The organism is Steroidobacter agaridevorans (genome assembly GCF_009932555.1).
GTDB lineage: Bacteria > Pseudomonadota > Gammaproteobacteria > Steroidobacterales > Steroidobacteraceae > Steroidobacter > Steroidobacter agaridevorans.
In genome coordinates this window covers 64,097-88,269 of the sequence record NZ_BLJO01000009.1, presented here as the reverse complement: position 1 = coordinate 88,269, position 24,173 = coordinate 64,097, and the positions used below count along the sequence as shown (strand labels likewise).

At 62.6% G+C, this 24,173-nt stretch carries 19 protein-coding genes and 1 pseudogene; 10 read left to right on the top strand and 10 right to left on the bottom strand.

Annotation, left to right across the window (positions count from 1 at the left end; genetic code table 11):
* Positions 1-475 (bottom strand): annotated as a pseudogene (locus GYH35_RS34695) (ROK family protein); the annotation flags it as partial.
* 80 nt (positions 476-555) lie between these two features.
* The gene (locus GYH35_RS28280; protein ID WP_202624806.1) at positions 556-1,656 is read right to left on the bottom strand and encodes a sensor histidine kinase; all 1,101 of its coding nucleotides are present in this window, start codon (positions 1,654-1,656) and stop codon (positions 556-558) included.
* A 185-nt stretch (positions 1,657-1,841) separates the two neighbouring features.
* Here GYH35_RS28280 and GYH35_RS28275 point away from each other — a divergent pair, with 185 nt between their 5' ends.
* The 4 genes from GYH35_RS28275 (at position 1,842) to GYH35_RS28260 (ending at position 7,842) form a co-directional block, all read left to right on the top strand.
* Positions 1,842-2,336 carry an RNA polymerase sigma factor gene (locus GYH35_RS28275; protein WP_161811507.1) on the top strand — a complete coding sequence of 165 codons (495 nt, stop codon included), beginning with the start codon at positions 1,842-1,844 and terminating at the stop codon, positions 2,334-2,336.
* Entirely contained in the window at positions 2,336-3,292 is a 957-nt protein-coding gene (locus GYH35_RS28270; protein WP_161830191.1) for a FecR family protein, read from the top strand. The genes GYH35_RS28275 and GYH35_RS28270 overlap by 1 nt, the downstream gene beginning before the upstream one ends.
* A gap of 87 nt (positions 3,293-3,379) precedes the next feature.
* Positions 3,380-6,277: a TonB-dependent receptor gene (locus GYH35_RS28265; protein WP_161830190.1), complete on the top strand. Its 2,898-nt coding sequence runs from the start codon at positions 3,380-3,382 to the stop codon at positions 6,275-6,277.
* The gene (locus GYH35_RS28260) at positions 6,274-7,842 is read left to right on the top strand and encodes an alkaline phosphatase D family protein (RefSeq protein ID WP_161830189.1); all 1,569 of its coding nucleotides are present in this window, start codon (positions 6,274-6,276) and stop codon (positions 7,840-7,842) included. Before GYH35_RS28265 ends, GYH35_RS28260 begins: the two co-directional genes overlap by 4 nt.
* On the opposite strand, the gene GYH35_RS28255 is transcribed toward GYH35_RS28260, so the two are convergent.
* The 3 genes from GYH35_RS28255 to acuI are packed head-to-tail and all read right to left on the bottom strand — an operon-like array spanning position 7,843 to position 11,272.
* Positions 7,843-8,820: an NAD(P)H-dependent flavin oxidoreductase gene (locus GYH35_RS28255; RefSeq protein ID WP_161830188.1), complete on the bottom strand. Its 978-nt coding sequence runs from the start codon at positions 8,818-8,820 to the stop codon at positions 7,843-7,845.
* 13 nt (positions 8,821-8,833) lie between these two features.
* The gene (locus GYH35_RS28250; RefSeq protein WP_161830187.1) at positions 8,834-10,282 is read right to left on the bottom strand and encodes an MFS transporter; all 1,449 of its coding nucleotides are present in this window, start codon (positions 10,280-10,282) and stop codon (positions 8,834-8,836) included.
* A gap of 6 nt (positions 10,283-10,288) precedes the next feature.
* On the bottom strand, positions 10,289-11,272 hold the full coding sequence (gene acuI / locus GYH35_RS28245; protein ID WP_161811513.1) for an acrylyl-CoA reductase (NADPH): 984 nt from the start codon (positions 11,270-11,272) through the stop codon (positions 10,289-10,291).
* 144 nt (positions 11,273-11,416) lie between these two features.
* Between acuI and GYH35_RS28240 the strand changes: the two genes are divergently transcribed.
* Entirely contained in the window at positions 11,417-11,614 is a 198-nt protein-coding gene (locus GYH35_RS28240; RefSeq protein ID WP_161811514.1) for a hypothetical protein, read from the top strand.
* Positions 11,615-11,637: 23 nt separating this feature from the next.
* Here GYH35_RS28240 and GYH35_RS28235 read toward each other — a convergent pair whose 3' ends face one another.
* Entirely contained in the window at positions 11,638-12,795 is a 1,158-nt protein-coding gene (locus tag GYH35_RS28235; protein WP_161830186.1) for a CaiB/BaiF CoA transferase family protein, read from the bottom strand.
* A gap of 134 nt (positions 12,796-12,929) precedes the next feature.
* On the opposite strand from GYH35_RS28235, the gene GYH35_RS28230 reads away from it, so the two are divergent.
* From GYH35_RS28230 to GYH35_RS28215, 4 genes are all read left to right on the top strand, one after another.
* A complete protein-coding gene (locus GYH35_RS28230) occupies positions 12,930-14,093 on the top strand; it encodes an acetyl-CoA C-acetyltransferase (protein WP_161830185.1) in 1,164 nt (387 codons plus the stop codon).
* Between the two features lie 118 nt (positions 14,094-14,211).
* Positions 14,212-14,886 carry a TetR/AcrR family transcriptional regulator gene (locus GYH35_RS28225; protein ID WP_161811517.1) on the top strand — a complete coding sequence of 225 codons (675 nt, stop codon included), beginning with the start codon at positions 14,212-14,214 and terminating at the stop codon, positions 14,884-14,886.
* Positions 14,887-15,024: 138 nt separating this feature from the next.
* On the top strand, positions 15,025-16,221 hold the full coding sequence (locus GYH35_RS28220; protein ID WP_161811518.1) for a MaoC family dehydratase: 1,197 nt from the start codon (positions 15,025-15,027) through the stop codon (positions 16,219-16,221).
* Between the two features lie 66 nt (positions 16,222-16,287).
* Positions 16,288-17,388, top strand: coding sequence for an AraC family transcriptional regulator ligand-binding domain-containing protein (locus GYH35_RS28215; RefSeq protein WP_161830184.1), 1,101 nt, complete (start codon positions 16,288-16,290; stop codon positions 17,386-17,388).
* A 1-nt stretch (position 17,389) separates the two neighbouring features.
* On the opposite strand, the gene GYH35_RS28210 is transcribed toward GYH35_RS28215, so the two are convergent.
* From GYH35_RS28210 to GYH35_RS28195, 4 genes are all read right to left on the bottom strand, one after another.
* Positions 17,390-18,190 (bottom strand): enoyl-CoA hydratase/isomerase family protein, encoded by an 801-nt coding sequence (locus GYH35_RS28210; RefSeq protein WP_161811520.1) that lies wholly within the window; start codon positions 18,188-18,190, stop codon positions 17,390-17,392.
* Between the two features lie 38 nt (positions 18,191-18,228).
* Positions 18,229-20,409: a TonB-dependent receptor gene (locus GYH35_RS28205; RefSeq protein ID WP_161830183.1), complete on the bottom strand. Its 2,181-nt coding sequence runs from the start codon at positions 20,407-20,409 to the stop codon at positions 18,229-18,231.
* A gap of 123 nt (positions 20,410-20,532) precedes the next feature.
* Complete coding sequence (locus GYH35_RS28200) at positions 20,533-21,645, bottom strand: AraC family transcriptional regulator (protein ID WP_161830182.1); 1,113 nt, start codon at positions 21,643-21,645, stop codon at positions 20,533-20,535.
* Positions 21,642-22,790 carry a CaiB/BaiF CoA transferase family protein gene (locus GYH35_RS28195; protein ID WP_161830181.1) on the bottom strand — a complete coding sequence of 383 codons (1,149 nt, stop codon included), beginning with the start codon at positions 22,788-22,790 and terminating at the stop codon, positions 21,642-21,644. The genes GYH35_RS28200 and GYH35_RS28195 overlap by 4 nt, the downstream gene beginning before the upstream one ends.
* A 145-nt stretch (positions 22,791-22,935) precedes the next feature.
* Between GYH35_RS28195 and GYH35_RS28190 the strand changes: the two genes are divergently transcribed.
* On the top strand, positions 22,936-24,102 hold the full coding sequence (locus GYH35_RS28190; protein WP_161830180.1) for an acyl-CoA dehydrogenase family protein: 1,167 nt from the start codon (positions 22,936-22,938) through the stop codon (positions 24,100-24,102).
* The last annotated feature ends 71 nt before the right edge of the window (positions 24,103-24,173 follow it).

The window sequence follows — 24,173 nt, the reverse complement described above, 5'->3', positions numbered from 1 at the left end:
GATCGATGCCGCCGGCTTTGAGCAGCACCGAGGTGCGGCCGATCGCCAGCTCGCCGATGCGACTGGTGCGGAAGCCGCCGCCGATCACCAGGGCTTCGGTGCCCTTCCAGTCTTTCAGTTTCAGCAGACGCCGGATGACCTGAGCGAATTCCTGCGCGAATTCCTCGATCGCGCCATGAATCACGCCGGCGGCTTCGGCATCGCCCTCGACCAGCAACTTGTCGAGTTGTTTCTTGCTGATCGCTTCGCTCGGCTCCTCGCCGAGCGGATCGTCGCCGGCGCGGCTCACACGATCGCGCCAATCGTCCAGGATGGCCTGGAAGGCGCGTCGACTGGCGCGATCGCCCAGGAAACCCTCGGGGCTGCGCATCTCCGCGTTGTAAGCGTCCACAGTCACCAGGCTCAATACCTTGCCGCCGTGGGCAAGCAGCGACGTCGGCGTGTCGTCGGTTTTCTTCGCGGTCTTCTTGGCCATGCGTAGTGCTCGAATCACCTCGTGTAAAGCAAACACGCGGCGCGGCATTACGTTCCAGCGAGGCCGATTCTTGCTGATTTCTACACGCCGACGCGCGCGCCTTGATCGGGCAGGTTGCTGAGTCTGGTCGCCAGCTCGAAGCGCAGGCCTTCCGGCGCATAGCACAGGCTGACTTTGCCGCCGAAGTCGTCCGCGAGCACTTGTTCGATGAGCCGGGAGCCGAAACCGCGGCGTTCGGGAGGAGCAACGCGTGGTCCGCCGGTTTCGGTCCAGCGCAGCCGCAAACATTGGTCGCCGTTGATCGGCTCGAGCCCCCAGCGCACCGAGACTTCGCCGCCGGCCACGGACAACGCGCCATATTTCATCGAATTGGTGGCGAGCTCGTGCATCGCCATGCTGAGTGAGAGCGCCTGCCGCGCCGACAGATTCACTGACGGCCCCTGTGCACATATTTCTCCCGGCGCCGTGCTGTGTGGAAGCAGGGCGCCTTCGATGATCGCGGCCATCGGCGCGCTGATCCAGCTCGATTGCGTCAGTACGATGTGAGCCTGGCCGAGCGCTTTGAGGCGGCGAAGGAAGGTGGCGCGCGCTTCCTCGAGCGAGCTCGCTGCCCGGAACGTTTGATCGCAGACCGAGTTGACGATGGCGAGCGTGTTCTGAATGCGATGAGCCAACTCGGCGTTGATCAATTTCGCCTGTTGTTGCGCTTGCACCTTGGACGTCGTTTCGATCACCGTATCCAGCATGCCGGCGATGCGGCCATCGTCATCGCGGATCGGGCTGTAGCAGAATGTGAAATAGGCCTGCTCCGGACGGCCGGCGCGTTGGATGACGAGCGGATAGTCCTCGATGAACGTCGGCTCGCCTGCGTAAGCGCGTTCCACGAGCGGCTCGATCATGTGCCACGCTTCCGCCCAGACCACTTCGAAGGGCTGCCCGATGGCGGGCGGCTTGTTGCCCAGGATCGGCAAAAAGGCATCGTTGTGAATCGTGATGTGTTGTGGACCCCACAACAGGCACTGCGGGAACGCGGAATCGAGAATGGCGCCGACCATGGTGCGCAGGGAGTGCGACCAGCCATCGATCGGCCCGAGCGGAGTGTGGGCCCAGTTGAAGCGACGAACTGCCTGTCCGCAAGCGCTGTGGCCAAGGAATAAATGCAGGGCGTCCGTCATCGTCATGCACGCCGTCCTGGAGATAGGGAGCGGGCTGATGTTGGAATAGAGCGGCGCTCTTGCGCCTTCAATTCGCAGGATGGGCAATTGTTCCCGCATTGCCGCTCAACCGTCACGAAACCGTCAAACGCCTGACTTACTCTGGCGCGCCCGCAACGGGGGTACTGGCAATCGGGGTTCGTGACGAAGCGATGTTTTCCGAAAAGCCTGGCGTAGCGAAGGACCGGGCTGTGTGGAGCCGCCTGTTGCGGCAGATCGCCACGTTGTCCGGCCGGCCGCAGGATGCCAGCGATTACTTGAACGATGCCTATGTGCGCCTGTCCGAGCACGGCGGCTCGCCCATCCGTAACTTCGAAGCGTTCGTGGTGCGCATCGCCGTCAATCTGGCGCGGGACGATCATCGCCGCCAGCGTCGTCGCAATGTCAGCGGCGACGAGGACTTGAACGCCATTGCCGATGCAGGTCCCACGCCCGAGGAAATGCTCGACGTGCGGCAACGTCTCAGCGCCGTGCAAGCCACGCTGTCGCGTCTGCATCCTCGCACGCGGCAGATCCTGTTGATGCACCGTCTGGACGGATTGCGTTATCGCGAGATAGCCGAGCGCTTGGGCATCAGCGAAAGCGCCGTCGAGAAGCATGTGGCGAAAGCGGCGCTGGGCCTGCTGCGCGCGAGCAAGGCGCTCTGATGCCGCTGAGAATCATCATCGAGCGCGTCGCGCAGGTCCGGATCGAACGTGAGGCCGCTCGCTGGCTCGCCCGCTTGCACGCAGACGATTGCGATGAGCGTGAACGTGCCCGGTTCAGAGAGTGGTTGCGAGCCGATCCGACGCACGCGACGGCATTCGAAGAACTGACGACGGTGTGGGAGTTGGTCGGCGCTCGCGTTCCTATCGATGCGCATCGGCCGATGCAAGTCACTCGCAGGCGCCTGCTTCTCGGGGGTGGCGCAACGTTGACCGCAGTTGCTGGCGGCTTTTTCGCGCTAAGCGCGGGCGCTGAGATTTATCGAACCGATGTCGGCGAGCGTCGTTCGCTCGTGCTGGCGGATCGGTCCAAGGTTTTGCTGGATGCAGACTCGGAGTTGCGCGTACGCAATCGCGATACAGGATGTGAAGCGACGCTCGAGCGCGGCCGTGCCCACTTCGATCTTCAATCTCGCACGACCGGTTCGCTGGTGGTCCGCGCCGGCGGTTGTCACCTGCGCATCGAGCGCGGGACCTTTGAAATCGAGACGGGCGAGGGGAGCGCCGCTCGCATCTTGATGCTGAGGGGCGCCGGCGACGTGCGCCAGAACGAAAATCCGATCAGGACGTTGGCAACCGGACATTTGTTCGATGAGACATCGACGAGCGTAGCGCCGATGCCAGCAGCGGAAGTGGAGCGCCTGACTGCCTGGCAGGATGGACGAGCCATCTTCGATAACGACAGTCTGGCCGCGGCCGTTCAGATCATGAATCGCTACGACCGTCAGCGGCTGACCATTGAAGATGCGAGCACCGAAGGCTTGCGAATCAGCGGCACGTTCCGCGTCGGCGATAACGCTGCATTCGCCGAGGCATTGAGGGCGATGCTGCCTCTCGATATCGAGGCGAGCGGCGAGGCGCTGCGCCTGACCCGACGAGCGGGTAGGACGGCGTCATAAAACATTCATAAAAATCCTCTGAGGAATTTGCGCGCGGCGTCGTCGAGTGCGGGACCGGCCAGCACGGCCAGCCAACCTCGGAACATCATGCAGCTGTCTCTTCGTCGCTCCGCCATGTCCGCGCTCGTCGCGGCCATCGCCATCGGCCTTTCGGTTCCGTCTCAGGCGCAGACGGAAGCGATCAGCATTTCCACGTCGACTCAGGCGCTCGACTCGGCGCTGAATGCCATCGCTCAGCAAAGCGGCGTGGACATTCTGTTCAGCCCGACAGACGTAGCCGGACAGCAGGCGCCGGCGCTGAGCGGCGAGATGAGCGCGTTGCAGGCAGTGCAGAGGCTCATCGCCGGCACGCCGTTGGAAGTAGTAACGACGTCTTCGCGTGCTTTGATCGTGCGTCGGAAGGAAATGCTCCGGGTGGCGCTTGCCCCGGATTCGGCGGCAGCTACGTCGTCTGCCACGAGCGACGTGGAAGAGGTCGTTGTCACGGGCACGGCGCTGCAGAATCAGGAAGCCGTCGCCAATCGGCGCAACTCGCTGACCATCGTCGACACGCTGACTCAGGACGATACGGGCGATCTCGCCGACAAATCTCTCGCCGATGCGCTCAGTCGCGTCTCCGGTGTGAGCACGATGCAGGTGTTGTACGGCGAGCAGGAAAGCCAATACGTCGCCGTGCGCGGTATCACACCCGATCTGAACTACGTGTCGGTGGATGGCATCGGTATGATTTCGGTGGCGAACCAAGGCTCGGGCCAGCGCCGTATCGATCTGGCGCTCATTCCGAGTCAGGCGGCGCGCACGACGGAAGTGTTCAAGACGTTCACCGCCGATCTGGATTCGGGCGCCATCGGCGGCATCATCAACATCGTGCCGTACAGTGCGTTCGATGGCGACGAGAAGTTCTACGTCGACACGTTCGCCAGCTACAGCACCTACGACAAGGTCCCCGGCGGCAACAGCCCCGGCGGCTACGACGATACGCCGTGGGGCGGCGGTATCAAGCAGCTGTGGTCGAAGCGGCTCGGCTCGGACGATCAGTTCGGGGTCGTGATCAGCAGCGTGTATCAACAGCGCACGTACGACGAAACCAAGCGCAATCCGAACGGCCGCTCGTACTACACGGCCACTGGCGCTACCACGACGCCAATCAGCCCCGACTACAACGGCTACGATGCCGCGCCCCAGGCATTCGTCAGCTACGACTTCACCAGTTTCGTGGAGAACTACGGCGGCTCGGCGCTGCTCGAGTTCTCGCCGTCGTCATCCTGGTACAGCTCGCTGATGCTCTATGACTATCGGCAGAAGGAAGATCAGACGACGAACGGGCCGACACTGCGCGCCTTTACCGGACTGACCGATCAGACGCAGCACACCGGCACGCTGCGAATTCCCGATGCGCGCGCCATCTTCTGGTACGACCGTTTCGAGACGGAGAGCCGAGGCATCATCTTCAAATCCCGCTATGAGTTCCAGAACGACTCGCGACTGGAGTTCCGCACGGGCTATAACGACAACACGTTCGACAATCCGGAAAACCTGGTGAGTTACCAGTACAAGCCCACGAATTCCTTTGTGAGCTACGACACCTCCGCCGATTCGGTGTCGTTTACGCTGTCCGATCCGCAGGCCTTGATGGTTCCGAGCAACTATTCGTTGTATCAGGCGACGGACATCACCACCCGCGCCAAGGGCAAGTCCGCCGAAGCGCGCCTCGATTACTCGTTGAACTTCGATGCCGGCAGTCTCGGCTGGGGCCTGAAGGCGGGCCTCGGCCTGCGCGATTTCAACATGGAGCGGGATCTCACGAACGTTACTTACAACGTCGACAAGTCTTCGCTCGCACTGGCGGCCTACGATCCGCACTACACGCCGTGGATGTGGGGCTATCCAGTGCTGTGGGTCGACTATGACGCTTACAACGCCGGCGTCCGGCCGAATCAGACCATCAACGCCGCGACGTCGGCATCGAGCTCGCTGAGCTCGGATTACTCATACGACGAGACGGTGACCTATGGTTACGTCTCGGGCACGTATGCGACCGAGAGCACGCGCGTGATCGCAGGCTTGCGCGCGGACTCGGCGGATTACAGCGCCGACGTGCCGTTCAGCCTGGGAGGCGTGTTCCAGAATGTCTTCCAGCACTACTCGGGCGACTATGCCTATCTGTTGCCGTCCCTCAACGTGCTGCACGACCTGAGCGACCAGTGGCGCTTGAAAGCGGGCTACAGCCGCACGCTGGGCCGCCCAGCGCCGGAAGACATCGCGCAAGCGGAAACTCGCAACGACACGTCGTTCACCATCAGTCGCGGCAATCCGACGCTCGATCCACGCATCGCCGACAACGTCGACCTGGCGCTCGAGTACTACACCTCGAGCGGCAGCGGCATGGTCAGCCTCGGCGGCTTCATGAAGAAGATCAAGGACGACATCTACGAACTGAAGGAGGAACAGCCCATCGACGGCATCACGTACATCGTCAGCACGCCGATGAATGCCAACGAGTCGAAGCTGCGCGGCATCGAGTTCCAGTACATCGAAAACAGTCTGCCCGGCATGCCGGGGTTCCTTGCGGGCAAGCTGGGTGCGTCGATCAATGTCTCCCGCATGTGGGGCGAGATGGATTACATCGTCGACGGCGCGCCGTTGCACGTCGATCGTCTGCTGTTCCAACGCGATTGGCTCGCCAACGGCGCGCTGTTCTATCAACTGCCGCGTGGCGGTGAAGTTCGCGTCGCGTACAACTACGGCGACGAATACTACGACGGCATCGGCGCGAGCCCCTGGCTGCATCGGGGCCCGCAAGAGCGCGGACAATTGGATATGTCGGTTCGTTATCGCGTGCTCGACGATTGGATCGTCAAGTTCAGCGCAGTGAACCTGCTCGACGACAATCTGAATCTGGGCTATGGCGAAGATCTCGGCATGCGTCGCGCCGAGATGAAGAAAGGCCTGACGTTCTACTTCAACATCATCTACAAGCCATGACCCATCGAAAAGTTGCACGCCGCGAGATTCTCAAGCTCGCGGCTTCGAGCGGCCTGCTGCTGTCGGCAGTCGGCCAGCGCGCCTGGGCCAGCAGTCCGTCGAACGAATATCCCTTCTCGCTCGGCGTGGCATCGGGCGATCCGTGGCCCGATGGCTTCGTGTTGTGGACGCGGCTTGCGCCGGCGCCCCTCGAACCGCACGGCGGCATGCCGATGCGTGTCGTATCCGTCGATTGGGAAGTTGCCGAGGACGAGCGCTTCACCCGGATCGTCAAATCCGGCGTTGCCGAAGCCCGGCCGGAGCTCGGGCATTCGGTGCATGTGGAGGCAAAAGGACTGAAGCCGGGCTGGCGCTACTGGTATCGCTTCCGCGCGAACGGCGAAATGAGCCCGGTTGGCGCGGCTCGGACAGCAACGCCTGCGGGAGTTGCTGTCGATCGCCTGCGCATCGGCGTGGCAGGGTGTCAGCACTACGAAGAAGGCTTTTACACCGCATATCGCCGTCTCGGCGAAGTGTCCGATCTCGACGCCATCTTTCATTACGGCGATTACATCTATGAAGGCCGGCCGCGAGACTGCGCCAAGGTGAAGAATTGCGTGCGTTCGCATGTGGGCGACGAGATCTACTCGCTCGACGACTATCGTCGACGCTACGCCCAGTACAAGCTCGACCCCGATCTGCAGTTCGCGCACGCCGCCGCGCCGTTCCTCGTGTCTTACGACGATCACGAAGTCGACAACAATTGGTTCGGCGAGTGCGATCAAGACGGCTCGCCCGCGGAAGCGTTCCTGTTGCGGCGGGCGGCGGCGATGCAGGCTTGGTACGAGCATATGCCTGTGCGTCAAGCGCAGTATCCGACCAGCGCTGGATTGAGAATGTATCGTCGCTTCGACTACGGCGATCTGTTGCGGGTGCAGGTGCTGGATACGCGGCAATATCGTCATGGCGGCTTGCCACAGACGAACAAGCCGCCGAAAGGCTGCAGGACGCAGACAGCCGGGCCGGTGACCATGCTGGGTTCACAGCAGGAGCAGTGGGTGGCGGCAGGACTGAGCTCGTCAGTGCGTTGGAACCTGCTGGCACAGCAGGTGATGGTCATGCCTTTCAACTATCCCGCGAGTCGGGACGCCGGACGCACGAATGTGGATTCGTGGAGCGGTTACGCGCAGGCTCGCGAACGATTGGTCGCGCAGATCGTCGAGCGCGATTTGAAGAACGTTGTGATCGCGACCGGCGATGTCCATAAACATCACGCGGGTGTCGTGCCAGTGCGGGACGGTGCGCTGGAAGGTCCCGCTGCCGCAACCGAGTTTGTTTGCACGTCGATCAGCTCGGGCGGCGACGGTGAGCCGCTGAGTAACGGCTGGAAGGATACGCCGGCTGAGAATCCTCATTGCCAGCTCCACGACGGACGGCGGGGTTATCAAGTATTCGACATCGGCCGCGACTCGTGGCGAACCGATGTATGGACCCTGGACAAGGTTTCGGAGCGGGGCGGCCGTTCGACCCTCACGACCAGCTTCGTCGTCGAGCACGGTCGAGTCGCGTTGAATCGCGCGTCGTAACTAACCTCGGAAACTCGGCAAACGGCGCTCGATGATCTCGAGCGCCTCGCGCATGATGCGATCCATCAGCTCGGCGACTGTCGGGATGTCGTGAATCAGTCCTTGCACCTGGCCTGCCCAGTACAGGCCGGCGTCGAGGTCGCCGGTTTCCAGCAGCACACGGCCCTGCGCGCCGCGCACGAGGTGCTGCACGTCTTCGAACTTCGCGTCGGGACGTTTCAGGATGTCGACGACCTGGTTCGAGACGCTGTTTTTCCCCACGCGCGCGGTGTTCTTGAGCGAGCGGAAGATCAGATTCGTGCCGCGCTCATCGTTCTCGACCAGGATCTGTTTGGCGTTCGGATGAATCGGCGCTTCGACCGTTGCGCAGAAGCGCGTGCCCATGTTGATTCCATCCGCGCCCAGGCTCAGCGCCGCGACCAGCCCGCGACCATCGCCGAACCCACCGGAAGCGATCATGGGAATTTTCACTTTGTCGGCGGCCGCGGGGATCAGGATCAGTCCCGGAATGTCATCTTCGCCCGGATGGCCCGCGCATTCGAAGCCGTCGATGGAGATCGCATCGACGCCCATGCGTTCGGCCGAGAGTGCATGGCGCACGGCTGTGCACTTATGGATCACGATGATGCCGTGTTCCTTGAAATGCGCGACATGCTCTTGCGGGCTGTAACCCGCGGTTTCGACGATCCTGATGCCGCTATCGATGATGGCTTGGCGATACTCCGCGTACGGTGGCGGCTTCACCGAGGGCAGAATCGTGAGATTCACGCCGAAGGGTTTACTCGTCATGCTTCGGCAGCGATCGATCTCGCGTCGCAGATCGTCCGGCGTCGGTTGCGTGAGCGCTGTGAGAATGCCGAGACCGCCGGCGTTGGATACGGCGGCAGCAAGCTCGGCGCGGCCGACCCACATCATGCCGCCTTGAACGATGGGGCGGTCGATGCCGACCAGCTCCGTGAAGCGCGTCTTCAGGCGCATAGACGATCCGTTGTTATCTAACAGGCTGGGCGCGCTCGGCGTCCGCCATCGCCGCGCGCATCGCGGGCAGGCCAAGGAACAGAAGCACGGCGCAAAGAGGGCCAATGACGGCGATCACCACGCCCATGCCGGAGCCAATGGCGGTATTCGAGCCGTCAAAGAAATATTGGGCGGCTCCGGCGATCAGCACGGGGCCGGTACCCGCGCCGATGAGATTGCCGCTGGCCGAGAACAAGGCGATGCCAGTGCCGCGCATTTCATTCGGGGTGACGAGGTTCAGCGCGGCATTGGCGCAAGCGGGCAGGGGAGCGATCAGAATCAGAAACGTGCCGATGCCAGCGAGGAAGATATATGGATCGGAGCTGCTGGTCGCGAAGATGCCGATCGGTGTGCCGATCAGGAGCGCACCGGCATACCAGCGCAACTGCGCATCGCGCATGCCACGTTGATACATCGCATCCACCGCCTTGCCACAAATAATCTTGCCGACGAAGCCGGCGATGATCAGCGTTACGCCGAGGCTCATGCCGATCTGCGCCGCGCTCCAGCCAAACGCACGGCCAAGATGTGCCGGATACCAAGTGCTACAGCCCGCGATGATGGCAGACGCCAGTCCGAAGCCGAGGTAATGACAAACGAAGAAGCGCCGGCGCGCGTTCATGAACTTCAGCAGACCGCCGTAAGTGTCGCGCCATGATTGATTGTTCGCACGCCGGCCGCGACGGACCGGATCGGGAATCGTGAACACCATCAATGCCAGCACCAGGCCGGGCAGGCCGACCATCAAAAATACCGCCTGCCACGAACGCACATCGCCGATGATGGGAACGGAGATGAAGTCGACGTGCGAGATCATGTCGATCAGCGCACCGCCAAACATGAAGGCAGTGCCGCCGCCCAACGTCGCGCCGAGCGTGTAGACGGCCATGGCCAGCGTCAGCCGTTCACGAGGAAACAAATCGGTGATCATCGACGTCGCGCACGGATTGAGCGCGGCTTCGCCGGCGCCCACGCCCAGGCGCGCGATCAACAATTGCCAGAAGTTCTGCGCCATCCCGAGCGCTGCAGTTGCCAGCGACCACACGGAAACGCCTGCGAAGACCAACCAGCGCCGACTGTAGCGATCGGCCAGCGCGCCGCAGATGAGGCCGAAAACCGCGTAGGTGAGTGCGAAGCCGATGCCGTGGAGCATGCCGAACTGCATGTCGGTCAGCCCCAGGTCGCGCTTGATGGGATCGACCAGCAACGAGACGATGAAACGATCCAGCACCGACAGCCAATACAACATCGCCAGGACGAACGTGGCGTACCAGGCGGCGGCGCGAGCCGGATACGCCGACTCGCCCATCGGAGTGCCGTCGATCGGGCTACCGGCAATTGCAGCGCCGGCCATCGAACTGCCGGCTACCGAAGTGCCAGCCACCGCATTGCCGGCCGCTGGATTCGCGTCGATGCTGCCCACGCGGCGCTAGCGATTGACGTCGACGACGACGCGTCCGCGGATCTTGCCAGCGACGATGTCTTCGGCCGCCTGCAGCGTTTGTTCCAGGCCAATGACGTTGCTGACTCGATCGAGCGCTGCGCTATCCAGATCGCGCGCAAGGCGTGCCCAAGCTTTCTCGCGCGGCTCGCGAGGCGCCATCACGCTGTCGATGCCGAGCAGCGAGACGCCTCGGAGAATGAAGGGAGCGACGCTCGAGGGAAAATCCATTCCTTGCGCCAGGCCGCATGCCGCCACGAAACCACGATAGCGTGTTTGAGCGCATGCGTTCGCAAGTGTGTGGCTGCCGACAGAGTCGACGACACCGGCCCAACGTTCCTTCTGCAAAGGCTTGCCAGGCTGTGACAACTCGTTGCGATCGATGATCTGCGCCGCGCCGAGTGCCTTGAGATAATCGGCTTCATTCGCTTTGCCCGTGGCCGCGACGACCTGGAATCCGTTCTTCGCGAGTAGCGCGATGGCGATGCTGCCGACGCCGCCGGATGCGCCGGTGACGAGCACCTCACCGCGATCCGGCGTGACTCCATGCGCAACCAGGGCGTCGACGCAAAGGCTGGCGGTGTAGCCGGCAGTGCCGATGGCCATGGCCTGCTTGCTCGTGAATTTCTCCGGCACTTTCTGCAGCCATTCGGCTTTGACGCGCGCCTTCTGCGCGAAGCCACCCCAGTGACCTTCGCCGACACCCCATCCGTTCAGCAGAACGCGATCGCCCGCGCGAAAGTCATTGCTGTCCGAGCTCTCCACGACGCCGGCGAAATCGATGCCCGGCACCATGGGAAATTTCCGCACGACGGGCGACTTGCCGGTGATCGCGAGCCCATCTTTGTAATTCACGGTCGAGAACTCGACGCGCACCGTGACGGCGCCTTCCGGAAGATCGCTGTCCGCCACGTCGGCCAGCCGCGCCGACTGCTTGCCGTCCTGCTTGTCGATCAAGATCGCTTTGAACATCGCCAACCTCGCCAGTGTTTCATTCAAGCTAGCCGAGGCCGGCACGGCTAGTCAACAGAGCTGTTGACTTGCGGGCGAGGCGGTTATAGCTTCTACGGACGGCACGAAAAGATAGCCGATCGAAAGTTTCGGGGGGTTGCGGCCATGGTCTTCAAGGCAGCGGTCGTTTTCATCGCCGGCGGGCTGATGGGCTCGGGCATCGTGGCGCTGACGCGCCCGGATGACGGCGCGGAAACACTATCGGCCGAGTTTCACAAGGAAACGAACCGGCAAGGTTATGTACAGGCGAGCTTCGCCGCTCAGCGTCCGTTCGCGGCGCTGGGCCCAGTGACGCGGCAATAGTTTGATCGATTCGATAAGTCGAATTACTCGCGCGCAGGCAGAAGCTGGTCGATGAGAGTGTCCGGCACTCGCCACGCGCGCAGCGTATTCGCGTCGACTCGGGCGCCGTCCTGAATCGTCGTCGGTGTGCGCGAGAAGCGTGGCGCCGGCGCAGGTTGAACGATTCCGGAATGGGTGGTGAAGGTGCCTCGCGCGACGTTATGCGGATGGTTGATGGCTTCGCTCATTGGCAGCACCGGCGCGAAGCAGGCATCGCTGTTCACCAGCAGCTCGCACCAGTGAGCCTGCGGCTGGCTTTGAAAAATCTTCTCGAACTGTGCGCGCATGCCCGGCCAGCAGGCGGGGTCCCAATGATTGGGATAGTCGCTCACCGGAATTCCCAGCTTGTCGAGCAACACCGTGAAGAACTGGATTTCCAGCGCTCCGACGCAGATCCATTTGTCGTCGGCGCAACGATAGGTGTCGTAGAACGGCGCGCCGCCGTCGAGCAGATTCGCATGCCGCTGCTCGCGCCAGTCGCCACCGGCTCGCATGGCGAACATCATGCTCATCAGCGACGCAGCGCCATCGGTCATCGCGCAATCCACAACTTGCCCCACACCGGTGCTGCGCGCGTTGAGCAGCGCTGCGAGAACACCCATCGCGAGATACAGCGCGCCGCCACCGAAATCGCCGACGAGATTCAGCGGTGGCGTCGGCTTCGCCGCGTCGCCGATCGAATGCAATGCGCCCGACAGTGCGATGTAGTTGATGTCATGGCCCGCGGTGTGCGAGTTCGGCCCGTATTGCCCCCAGCCTGTCATGCGTCCATAAACCAGCTTGGGATTGTCTTTGAGCAGCGCGTCCGGTCCGAGGCCGAGCTTCTCCAGCACACCGGGACGGAAGCCTTCGATCAGCACGTCGGCGCTCCTGGCGAGTGCACGGCATGCTTCGACGCCGACGCTTTGTTTCAAATCGACAGTGAGCGTGATGCGGCCGCGATCGAGAATCGCATCGAACGGTTGAGCCGGTGCATTGGGGCGCGAAACACGGATCACTTGCGCGCCGAGATCGGAGAGCAGCATGCCGCAGAAGGGCGCCGGGCCCAGGCCGGCGAATTCCAGCACGCGCACGCCCTGCAGTGGGCCGTTGGCTGTGCGCTTCGTCGGATCGGACGAATTCGTTGGCTCGGTGGGGCTCATCGCATACCCTGTGATTCAATGTCGAAAATTCTAGTCCAGAGCATGGCATGCAGTACAACTGTAGCAGTTGATAGCTGGCGACCGCGGCCGCGCTCCGAGTTTGAATTCAATCAATCGTTAATGTGAGAAGCACCATGGGCGAAGCATATATCGTAGCGGCGGTGCGCACGGCCGGTGGCCGGCGCAACGGCAAGCTCTCTACCTGGCATCCGGCCGACATGGGCGGCGAAGTGCTCAATGCAGTCGTCGATCGCACCGGCATCGATCCGCGGGCTGTCGAAGACGTCATCGTGGGCTGCGTCAGTCAGGTCGGTGAGCAGAGCTTTCATGTCGGCCGTAACGTCGTGCTGGCCTCCAAACTGCCCGACAGCGTGCCCGCCGTTTCCATCGATCGGCAGTGCGGCTCGTCGCAACAAGCGGTGCATTTCGCCGCGCAGGCTGTGATGTCCGGCACGCAGGACGTGGTGATTGCAGCGGGCGTCGAAAGCATGAGCCGCGTGCCGATGGGCTCGCCCGTTGCGTTGGCCGAGAAAGCGGGCGTGGGCGCCGGTCCTTGGAGCGAACGCATTCGCAAGCGCTATGGCGTTCAGCAGTTCAGTCAGTTCACGGGCGCGCAGATGCTCGCGGACAAATACGGCTTCAATCGCGAGCAGCTGGATCAGTACGCGCTGCGAAGTCACCAACGGGCGATCGCTGCGATTCAGGCCGATGCGTTCAAGGACGAGATCGTGCCGCTGAAAGTCGCCGATGGCAGTTTGCATACTGCGGATGAGGGCGTGCGCTTCGACGCCAGCATCGAAGCCATCAGCTCGGTGAAACTCCTGCAGGAAGGTGGCGTGCTGAGCGCGGCGAACTCGAGCCAGGTGTGCGACGGTGCGTCCGCGGTGCTGGTCGTGAACGAGCGTGGCCTGAAGTCTCATAACTTGAAGCCGCTCGCACGAATTCACAATCTGACCGTCACGGCCGGCGATCCGGTGATCATGCTGGAAGAGCCGATTCCGGCGACCAGGCGCGCCTTGGAGCGAGGGGGCCTGCGTATCGGCGATATCGACTTGTTTGAAATCAACGAAGCGTTCGCCTCGGTGGTGCTGGCGTGGTTGAAAGCCACCGGCGCGGATCCGGACCGGGTGAATGTCAACGGCGGCGCAATCGCGCTCGGCCATCCGCTCGGGGCGACTGGCGCCAAGCTCATGGCGACGCTGGTCCACGCCCTGCGCAAGCGCGGCAAACGCTATGGGCTGCAGGCCATGTGCGAGGGCGGTGGCATCGCGAACGTAACCATCGTCGAAGCGCTTTGAGCGGGCGCCGCCGTGGGAGATTGACCACAGCGTGGCCGGCCGAGGCCGCATCGACTAACATATTGCGGTCTCGAGCCCGAATTTTGGCCCTCATCGATCATTCGATCTGAAAACAACCATGGCAGAGCGATCCACCAGCGTGGCCCGGCGTCCGCGTCGGAAACGCGATCCCGAAGGCACCCGCGAAGCAATTCTGGAAGCCGCCCGTGGCGTACTCGCCCAGGACGGCAAGGAAGGCTTGAGCGTGGCGCAAGTGGCGCAGGTCGCAGGCGTCAACCGCGGCACGGCGTATCAGCATTTCCAGACCCGCGAGCAGCTGATCGAAGCGACGGCCGCCTGGGTGGCGGAGAAGCTGAATCAGGCCGCCTTCGGCGATCCGGCGACCACGCACGACACGCCGGTCGATGCCCTGGTGGAAAAAGTGATGGGCGGCCTGTCCGAGTTCGCGATGGAAAATCCCGAGCTCGGCCGCGTTTGGCTGTATGAGCTGCTCAGCTCGGCTCGGCCCTCCGCCGACCAGTTCTGGCGCCAGTACAAGGAACAGATGGAGCGCTTCACCCACACCGATTTCGCGCGGCCCGGCATCGACGTGGAAGTGCATTCGGTCGTGATGCTTGCCGGCACGTTCCTGTGGCCAGTCTGGGTCCGCGCCCATGCCCGTACCGCCAAGGAGCGCAAGGAAATGACCGAGCGCTTCACCCGGGAGATGCTGCGTCTGTCGCTGCAGGGCACGCTGCGTCCGGAAAAATTCCCCGACCTGGACGCCAAGGTCGGCGGCAAAAAGCGCAAATAACGATCTGAGGCGTCAGCCACCCTGGCGCCACACGTCAGCCGGCTTGCGCCTCGTTCGATAATCAACACCAGTGTTGACTTGCAGCTGGCCCTTCCTCTAGCCTGACCGTCATTGGTTGGACGGCGAGGCAAAGCGGACGTGAGCAAGTCAGGCGCGGCACCCCAGACGGTCGAGTTCGATTTGAGCGACGTGCAGGCTCGCGTCGGCCAGGAGGTCGGCGGCGGCCAGCTGATCGAGCCGTGCACCTCGACCGACATCCGGCGCTGGGTCATGGCGATGGATAATTTCAATCCCATCCACTGGGACGAAGATTTCGCCAGGAGCTCGCGCTTCGGCGGCCTGGTCGCGCCGCAATCCATCGCGGTCGGGCTCGACTACGGTCACGGCGTGCAGCCGGCCTGCGTCGGCTACATCGCCGGTTCGCATCTCATCTTCGGCGGCGAAGAGTGGTGGCACTACGGCCCGCGCATCCGCCCTGGCGACCGGCTCACCCAGAAGCGCCGCTTCCACGACTACAAAGTCACCGATACCAAGTTCGCCGGCCCGACGCTGTTTTCACGCGGCGACACCATGCACTTCAATCAGCATGGCGACATCGTTTGCAAAGAGCGCGCGACATCGATTCGCTACCTAGCGGCTGAAGCGGAGAAGCGCGGCTCGCTGAGTCAATCGGCCGGCAAGGCGCCGGCGTGGACGGCCCAACAGATCGAGGCGATCGATCGCGAGCGTTTGGAGTGGATGTTGTCGAACCGCGAAGGCCGCACGCCGCGGTTCAACGACGTGAGAGTCGGCGATCGCTTGAAGCGTCGCGTGATCGGCCCGCATTCGCTCGCCAGCTTCGCCACCGAATATCGCGCGTTCATTTTCAACATCTGGGGCACGTTCCGCTGGACGGCGCCCGATGGCGTCAAGGATCCGTGGATCAACCAGGATCCGGGCTGGGTGCCCGGCTTCGGCTTCGACGAGCAGGGCGCGAAGATCGATCCGCGCTTGCGCGACGGCTTGTATCTCGGCCCATCGCGCGGCCACGTCGATGCGGATCGAGCAACGAAGATCGGCATGCCGCGCGCATACGGCTACGGCGCCACGATGGGCGCCTGGGTGACGGACTACGTCGCTCACTGGGCAGGCCACGAAGGTTTCGTTCGTTATTCCAACACCGCGTTCCGCGGGCCGGCGTACGAAGGCGATATCACCTATCTCGATGCGGAAGTGATCGGCAAAGAAGAGCTGTCCGCCTGGGGCGTGCCGCTGGTGAATCTGTCGCTGAAGATGACCAATCAAGACGGCGGCGTGCTGGCCACCGGCAAGGTCGATGTCGAGCTGCCGTTGTGACGAACGATTGATGCGTTAGCGAGTGCCAGGATCCTGCAGAGATCCGGACGGTCGGGGGTAGGGTGGATGAAAGCAGAGAAACGCAAACTGTCCGTGGTGCGTGAGAGCGCCAGCCAGAAGAGCGAGGCTGCGTTATCGGCGAGTAGCGAGCTCGCCTCGGTGCGAGTCGACGCGCTTCGCCAATTCGACAAACTGGTTGGGAGCCTGGGCGGCGACGCCGCGGCTCTGCTGCAGCGGGCGCGAATCGAACGCGGCGCGCCCGATCAGGGCAAGGGCGTGATTCCGTTCAGCCAGATGGCTGACTTGTTCGACCGTGCGAGCACTGAGCTGGCGTGCCCGGATTTCGGCCTGCGCCTGGCGACGATACAGGCCGCGCACGGCGCGACCAAAGTGCTCGGCCCGTTGGATGTAGCAATGCGTAACTCGCCGACGTTGGGCGAAGCGCTTCGATACTTCGCGAATCATGTGCACGCCTACAGCAATGCCGTGCGGGTCTGCTTCGAGAAAATTCCCAACGATCCGCGGATCTTCATGTTGTTCGAATTCTCCTCGATGGGCTTCGCTGCCCAACGCCAGGCCGTCGAGCATGCGTTGGCGTTGATTCAGCACACCGTGCTCGCGATCAGCGGCGGCCAGGCGCGTGCGCGCGAGATCTGGTTCACTCATGAGCCCGTGGGCTCGGCGTCGACCTATCGCAGCCACTGCAACGCGACGGCGCGCTTCGGGCAGAGCATGAACGGTTTGTTCTTCGACGAGCGTGATTTCGACCTGGCGCTGCCGGAAGCCGATCCGCAGCTGTACGAGATCGCGACCAGCTTCATCGATCAACGGTTTCCCACGACGGCGATGTCGCTCAGCGAGCGCGTTCGCATCATCATCGGGCGGTTGCTGGTCGAGGGGAATTGCACACACGAGCGCGTGGCCTCGGCGGTCGGCATGCATCCGCGCACGCTTCAGCGCAGGCTGCGAGACGAGGGCGACTCTTTCGAAGCAATCAAGGATTCGGTGCGGCGGGACGTGGCGCTGCGCTATCTACAGCAACCCAATGTTTCGCTGGTGCGAGTGACGGAGATCCTAGGCTACTCGGAAACATCGGTGCTGTCGCGCAGCTGTCATCGCTGGTTCTGCGCCTCGCCGCGAGAGTTGCGTAACGCGGCGAGCAGGTAGTTCAGAGCTTGGTGTTGTCCGAGCAGAACACGGGACGACGCTTCTCCTGCATGGCCTTGACTGCTTCACGGTGATCGGCGGAACGCGCCGTCACGGACTCATAGGCGATGCCGGCGTCCATGACCGCGGTGGCGACGCGCTTCAACTCGAGGTTCATCAGCACCTTGGTCCAGCGGATGGCCTGCATGGAGCCATGCTTCAGTCGATTGCAGAACGCGGTGACGGCGTCGTCGAGCTGAGAAGGGATGACGCAGTGATTGATGAGACCGATCTCCGCGGCATGCTTCGCCGTCATCGGTTCGCCGGTCAGTAGATATTCCTTCGCGCGACCCAGCCCGATTCGTTGCGCCCAGATAGCTGCGCCGCCATCGCCTGCAACCAGGCCCACACACACGTGTGGATCACCGATCTTCGCGCCATCGTGCGCAATCACCACATCGCAAAGTAGCGCCAGCGTCGCGCCGAGGCCGATCGCGTGGCCGTTCATCCGGCACACCAGCGGCTTGTCCAGATCCAGCATGGCGAAGACGATGCGCTTGGCGATGCGAGCCTCGTGATCGAACAGCTCCGGCTTGGAGGCGTTGCGCGCGAGATGCTCTACGTCGCCGCCGGCGCAGAACGCGCGCCCAGCGCCGGTCAGCACGACGATATCGGACTCGGTATCGGCAGCGGCAAAGTTGAATGCGTCCGCCAGCTCGTCATGCATCTCCCGGTTGACGGCGTTGAGTACGTCGGGACGGTTCAACGTAATGGTCAGCACTCGATCCTTGTGTGTCATTGCCAAAGTGCTATAGCTGCGCATGGCTTGTCACCTCTTAGACCTCTTGTTCTGGGGTCGAATTAGAATCGCGCCCGGATCGAAACGCCCGCGGTCGCCGGAGCACCCCAGCCGGCGCCGATGCCAGTGGCGTTGGCCTGCGCCATGGTGCGGTACTCCTCGTCGGTTACGTTATCACCGTAAACGGCGAAGGTGTATCGGTTCGACGGATCGGTCCATTCCGCCCGGAGCGAGAGCAGTTCGTAGCCGTCCTGAGCAAACTGCTGTGAGGTGTCGAAGTAGAACTTCGACGTGTGATATAGATTGCCCGACAACGCCAGCTCGCCCCCGCCCAGCGCCAGGGCATAGCGCACGCCCAGGCTGCCGCTGAAATCCGGCGAATTCTGCATTTTGAAGCCGCTCGAATCGTTGGGCACGTTCACGAACAAACCGTAGCCGAAGCCGCACAGCACCGGATCCGTGCAGCGAATGAAGCTTGGCGAGTTAGTGAAGTCCTGGTACTCGCCATCGACGTACGACGCGCCGAGCGACACTTGCAGGCTCGGTGTCAGATCCCAGCGTAGCTGACCTTCGACGCCAGTAACGCGTGCGTTCGCGGCGTTGATGATCTGCGCGGTGCCACCTGTATAGATCGAGATCTGCAAGTCCTTGTAGTCGTAGTAATACGCGGCCACATCGAGCGAGAAGCCACTGACACTGCGCTTGTAACCCACTTCATACGATGTGAGCTTCTCGGGATCGACGGCGCCGGGATTGTTGCCGCCCAGATCGAAGATCGCTGCCTTGTAGCCCTGCGTGTACGAGGTGTAGATGCTGGAATTGTCGTCTGGCTCATAACGCAACACCACGCGCGGGGTCGCTCGATCGTCCTCGAGCTTCGGCAGATCCACGCGCGTGAGCGGGCCGGTGGCGCTGCTCAGTACCCACGCGTCCGTAACGCTATCGCGGCCATAGCGCGCGCCGGCGGTGACGAAAAATTTCGGCGTCACTTCGTAAGTCACATCGGCAAACCCGGCGATCGTTTCGGAGACCGAGCGCGAGCCCGCAGTCGGCGCCCAAACGGGCGAACCGCCGAGCTGCCCAAGAATCGGATTCCACAGATCGTCGAAGCGCATGTAAAACAAACCCGTGGTCCATTGCAGGCGACTGCCGGGTTCCGACGCGAGCAGGAACTCCTGCGTTACCGTGCGATCTTTGACCGGAATGCTCAATAACAGAATCTTCGCGCCGGATTGATCCAGGTCGAGCTGGCTCACCGCGTCCTCGCGACGGTATTGCGTGTAAGAAGTGAGCGTTGCGAAGTCCAGCTCGAACGTCGAGGTCAGCTGGAAGATGTCGCTCTCGAGCGTGAACAGCTCTGCATCGGTATTGGCGATCCGATTGGGCTCGGTCGCGACCAGCGATGAGGGCACGCCGATGCCGCCGTTCAAGGGCTCGCCGTTCGGAGCGACGAACGCATTGCTCATGGAGCTGGTCGGATCGTTCGTGTCCTGATGCGAGTAACGGAACAGGAACGAGACAGTATCCGAAGCGTCGATCTTCAATCCCGCGCGGACCGCCCAGTTCTCGTACTCGCCATCATCTTTGCTGCCGGTGACGATGTTACGAGCGAAACCGTCGCCAGTGCGATACAGAGCCTGAATGTCTGCTGCGACGTTGTCGCTGAGGCCGGTCGTGAAATAACCCTGGTAGCCCTGCGCGTCGTAGCTGCCATAGCTGGCTTCAGCGACGGCTTTGGTGTCATGGCTCGGTTCCGCGGTCGTGACGAGGATTGCGCCACCCGTGGTATTGCGTCCGAACAGCGTGCCTTGCGGACCCTTCAGCACCTGAATGCTCTCGATGTTGAGCAGCTGAAAGTCGACGTTCAGCGGATTGGTGGAGTAGAAGCCGTCGGTGTAGATGCCGACGTTGCTGCCGCTGCCGGAACTGAGAATCGCGGTGCCGACGCCACGGATGGTCGGCTGCACGAACGGGCCGCTGCGCGGAAAGCTCAAGCCCGGAGTGAGTTTGGCGATATCGGCCAACTCCTCGGTGTTTGCAGCGGACAGCGCGTCCGCATCGATTGCGGTGACCGAGATGGGGACGGCGACGCTGCGCTCCGAGCGTCGCTGTGCCGTCACCACGACTTGATCGATGACGGAACTGTCGTCAGTCGCGCCGGTTGCTGTGTTCGTCGTTTGTGCCAGCGTCGGTGCGGGCAGCAGCGCGACAGCGCCGACCCAGGCGAGCGCATCCATCTTCATGATCCCATCCCCCGGAAGAAACGGCGATCGCAAACAAACGACCGCACGCTCCGGCAACGCTAAGTGAGGCGCTGCGCAGGGTCTTGATGGCTGCCGACAAAACTCCAGGGGCTGGACGACAGCCTATGCGCTTTGTTTGGTGCGCAAGTCGTCGCCGTTCATCATGTCCACGCCACTGCGCAATTGTCGAGGCGAGGCTGAGAACCAGCGATAACAGCTGCGCGACAGCGCCGAGGTTTCCGAGTACCCCAGCAGCTTTGCAACGCGGATCAGGGGCAGGGACGATTGTTTCAGGTATCGAAGAGCGACTTCGCGGCGCACGCTGTCCTTGATCGATTCGAACGATTCGTTCTCGGCGCGCAGCCGTCGTTGCAGCGTGCGGGGATGCATGCCGAGTGTCGCGGACACGCTGCCATAGTTGCAGTCGCCCTGGATGAGCAGCCGTTCGATGATGGTCCGCACGCGAGTGCTCAACGGGGCGCTCGCCGAGGGAAAGCGGTTCTCGATGAAGTCCGTCGTCAGCTCGTACAGTTGCGCGTCGATGTTCGGGATCGGCATGTCCAGATCGCTGTTGGCGAAGAACAGGCCGTTGACGGGCTGGCGGAAACGAACATTCACGCCGAAGTGCTCGCGATACCGATCTTCCGGCACCAACGGGTCGTGCGTGAGCCAGATCTCGCGAGCACGAATCCGGTCGCGGCTGATGTCGAGCGTGACCAGTTGCGTCAGTAACAGCGCGCGTTCAATCGCCTGTGCGTGCGGCGGCAAGCGATGAAGCAGGATCTCGAATCTCAGGAAGACGCTCTCGGGCGCTCTTGCCGTTTCCCGCGGGATTCCCCCGGTCGCGCTGCTTGGGTCGCACGACCTTTCGGTTTCAAAACGCATCTGCGATGCCGTGCTGTACACCTGCGGATGCGATGCGCAGTACTGGAACGCTTCGCGAATCGTGCCCGAGTTACGCATCGCGAACTCCAGCGGTCCGAGCACCTTGAGTCCGCCTTGCGCCATCGCGAGGCGCATGCCGAAGTCCGGACAGTTCAGCTCGTGCGCCGAGCGTTCCAGCAGCATCACCAGCGAGCGATAGGGAATGACGGCGTGACGGTTGTGCAGAACCGTCGGATCGATCTGTGACTTCGTCAGCAGCGTGCGTGGATTGCCGCCGAGCCGCGTGACCAGCTCGGGAAACTTTCGCAACCCGTCGACCCGCACGGTTGCGGCGCCTGATTCGGTGCTCACCGGCTCATCCCCATTTCCTGCAGCACGCGTGTCGTATCGGCGCCCAGTTCCGGCGCGCCGCCGGCGACACGGCCTGGCGTTCGCGAAAACCACGTCGGCACACCCGGAAAGCGCACCGGCCCGTGCGGTGTATCGACCGTCTGGAAAAAGCCCACCGAGTTCAAATGTGGATTGCTGAACAGCTCGGCCGGCGTGCGCAGCGGCGCCGCCGGAATATCGAGCTTGCGAAACAACGTCAGCCACTCCTCGGTCGTGCGTTCTTTCATCGTGCCGGCCAGCAGCTCGTACACGCTATTGATCTGACGCGCGCGCTGTTCGAGCGTAGCCAGGGCATCGGTAGCCCAAGGCGGACGCACGGCTTCGACGAATGCGGACCACTGCTTGTCGTTGTAGATCAGCGCGGAAATTTGCCCGTCTTTGGTGCGATAGGGACGGCGATTCGGCGCGACGGCTCTGTGATAGATCGCGGGGCTGAGCGGGGGCTCGAACATCGCGCCGTTCGCGTGTTCGACCAGCATGAACGACGCCATGGTCTCGAACATGCTGACTTCGACTTCCTGGCCCTCGCCGGTTCGCTGGCGATGGAACAGCGCCATCATCGTCGCGTACAGCGCGGTGAGGCCCGCGACCTTGTCGGCCATGATGGTGCCGACATAGTTCGCCTCGCCCGTGAGCATTTGTTGAACTGCCGGCAAACCGCACTCGGCCTGAATCGTGTCGTCGTACGCGGTCAGATCTTTGTCGGGGCCGCCTCGGCCGTAGCCATAACAGTTGGTGTAGACGATCGAAGGATTGATCTTGGCGACGTCCGCGTAAGCGAAGCCTAGTTTGCCGATCGCCTTCGAGCGCATCGAGTGGATGAAAACATCCGCGGCTTTGATGAGCGCGCGCAGTGCGTGTGCATCTTCATCGATACGCAGATCCAGGACGATGCCGCGTTTGCCGCGATTCACGTTCGTGAACACGCCGCTCAGGCCAGGGACCGGCCCGGGTGAGATGTATCTGCAGCCGTCGCCGGCGGGCGGCTCGACTTTGATCACGTCGGCGCCCATGTCGGCCATGATCTGAGTGCAATACGGACCCATGACCATCGCGGTCAGATCCACCACCAGCAAACCCGCCAGCGGGCCCGCTCTATCGGCCATCGATCGCACTCCCTCGAGTTTGCTGAGCCGGAGTCTTGCACGGAGGGCGTACACATTCCAGACCGTTGAGCTAATATCGGCACATCAGTTTTGCATCGGGCCCCGGCCCGGGTCAGATCAATCACGTCCAACTCATTGGCCAACCATGGATTTTTCACTCAGCGCAGACCAGCAGAACATCCGGGACGCCATCCTCAAGCACTGCTCTCGCTTTCCCGACGAGTTCTGGCTGGAGCGCGACCGCGACGGCGTCTTTCCGCACGAGTTCTTCCAATCGATGGTCGAGGCCGGCTGGTTGGGGATCGCGATGCCGACCGAGTTCGGCGGCGCGGGGCTCGGCATCACCGAGGCGGCGGTGATGATGCAAGCCATCGCTGAATCCGGCGCTGGCATGGGCGGCGCGTCGAGCATTCATCTGCCGGTGTTCGGGTTGCAGCCGGTTGTGCTGGTCGGCACTCAAGAACAGAAACAGCGCATGCTGCCGCCGGTCGTGCGCGGTGAAGATAAAGTCTGTTTCGCAGTCACCGAGCCCAATGTCGGCCTCAACACCACCGAACTGAAAACACGCGCCGAACGGCGCGAGGGCGGCTATTCAGTCAACGGCGAGAAGATCTGGATCTCCACCGCGCAAGTAGCAAACAAGATGCTGCTGCTCGCTCGCACCACGCCGCTCGACCAGGTGAAGCGCAAGACCGACGGGCTCTCCCTGTTCTACACCGACCTGGATCGCAGCAAGATCGAAGTGCGGCTGATCCACAAGATGGGCCGGCACGCGGTCGACTCGAACATGCTGTTCATCCAGGATCTGTGGATCCCGGCAGCGGATCGCATCGGGCCGGAGGGGGAGGGCTTCAAGCTCATCCTGCATGGCCTGAATCCCGAGCGCATACTGGTCGCGGCCGAGGCGATCGGCATCGGCCGCGCCGCCATCAGAAGAGCGGCGAAGTACGCGCGCGAGCGAATTGTTTTCAATCGGCCCATCGGAATGAATCAAGGTATCGCGCATCCGCTGGCAAAATGCTGGGCGCAGCTCGAGGCGGCGAACCTGATGGTGATGCAGGCCGCGACCTTGTTCGACAAAGGCCAGGACTGCGGTGTCGAGGCGAACGCCGGCAAATATCTGGCCGGCGAGTTCGGGTTCGAAGCATGCCACACCGCGATGCTGACGCTGGGCGGCATGGGTTACGCGCAGGAGTATCACGTCGAGCGTTATTTGCGCGAAAGTCTGATTCCGAGGACCGCGCCGGTCAGTCCGCACATGATCCTGAACTTCCTGGCGGAGAAGGTCCTGGAACTGCCGAAGTCTTATTGAAAACAGCGACTCGGGCATCCTGCCACTCGCGCTGTGGCGCAGAGGGGAAAAGGCGCGACCCACTGTTTATT

Bases quoted from the DNA above. Each gene is read 5' to 3' on its own strand.
- GYH35_RS28235 (WP_161830186.1), bottom strand. From the start codon at position 12,795: ATGAGCCCCACCGAGCCAACGAATTCGTCCGATCCGACGAAGCGCACA.
- GYH35_RS28280 (WP_202624806.1), bottom strand. From the start codon at position 1,656: ATGACGATGACGGACGCCCTGCATTTATTCCTTGGCCACAGCGCTTGC.
- GYH35_RS28195 (WP_161830181.1), bottom strand. From the start codon at position 22,790: ATGGCCGATAGAGCGGGCCCGCTGGCGGGTTTGCTGGTGGTGGATCTG.
- GYH35_RS28255 (WP_161830188.1), bottom strand. From the start codon at position 8,820: ATGCGCCTGAAGACGCGCTTCACGGAGCTGGTCGGCATCGACCGCCCC.
- GYH35_RS28260 (WP_161830189.1), top strand. From the start codon at position 6,274: ATGACCCATCGAAAAGTTGCACGCCGCGAGATTCTCAAGCTCGCGGCT.
- GYH35_RS28275 (WP_161811507.1), top strand. From the start codon at position 1,842: ATGTTTTCCGAAAAGCCTGGCGTAGCGAAGGACCGGGCTGTGTGGAGC.
- GYH35_RS28215 (WP_161830184.1), top strand. From the start codon at position 16,288: ATGAAAGCAGAGAAACGCAAACTGTCCGTGGTGCGTGAGAGCGCCAGC.
- GYH35_RS28225 (WP_161811517.1), top strand. From the start codon at position 14,212: ATGGCAGAGCGATCCACCAGCGTGGCCCGGCGTCCGCGTCGGAAACGC.
- GYH35_RS28230 (WP_161830185.1), top strand. From the start codon at position 12,930: ATGGGCGAAGCATATATCGTAGCGGCGGTGCGCACGGCCGGTGGCCGG.
- GYH35_RS28190 (WP_161830180.1), top strand. From the start codon at position 22,936: ATGGATTTTTCACTCAGCGCAGACCAGCAGAACATCCGGGACGCCATC.
- acuI (WP_161811513.1), bottom strand. From the start codon at position 11,272: ATGTTCAAAGCGATCTTGATCGACAAGCAGGACGGCAAGCAGTCGGCG.
- GYH35_RS28210 (WP_161811520.1), bottom strand. From the start codon at position 18,190: ATGCGCAGCTATAGCACTTTGGCAATGACACACAAGGATCGAGTGCTG.
- GYH35_RS28270 (WP_161830191.1), top strand. From the start codon at position 2,336: ATGCCGCTGAGAATCATCATCGAGCGCGTCGCGCAGGTCCGGATCGAA.
- GYH35_RS28240 (WP_161811514.1), top strand. From the start codon at position 11,417: ATGGTCTTCAAGGCAGCGGTCGTTTTCATCGCCGGCGGGCTGATGGGC.
- GYH35_RS28265 (WP_161830190.1), top strand. From the start codon at position 3,380: ATGCAGCTGTCTCTTCGTCGCTCCGCCATGTCCGCGCTCGTCGCGGCC.
- GYH35_RS28205 (WP_161830183.1), bottom strand. From the start codon at position 20,409: ATGAAGATGGATGCGCTCGCCTGGGTCGGCGCTGTCGCGCTGCTGCCC.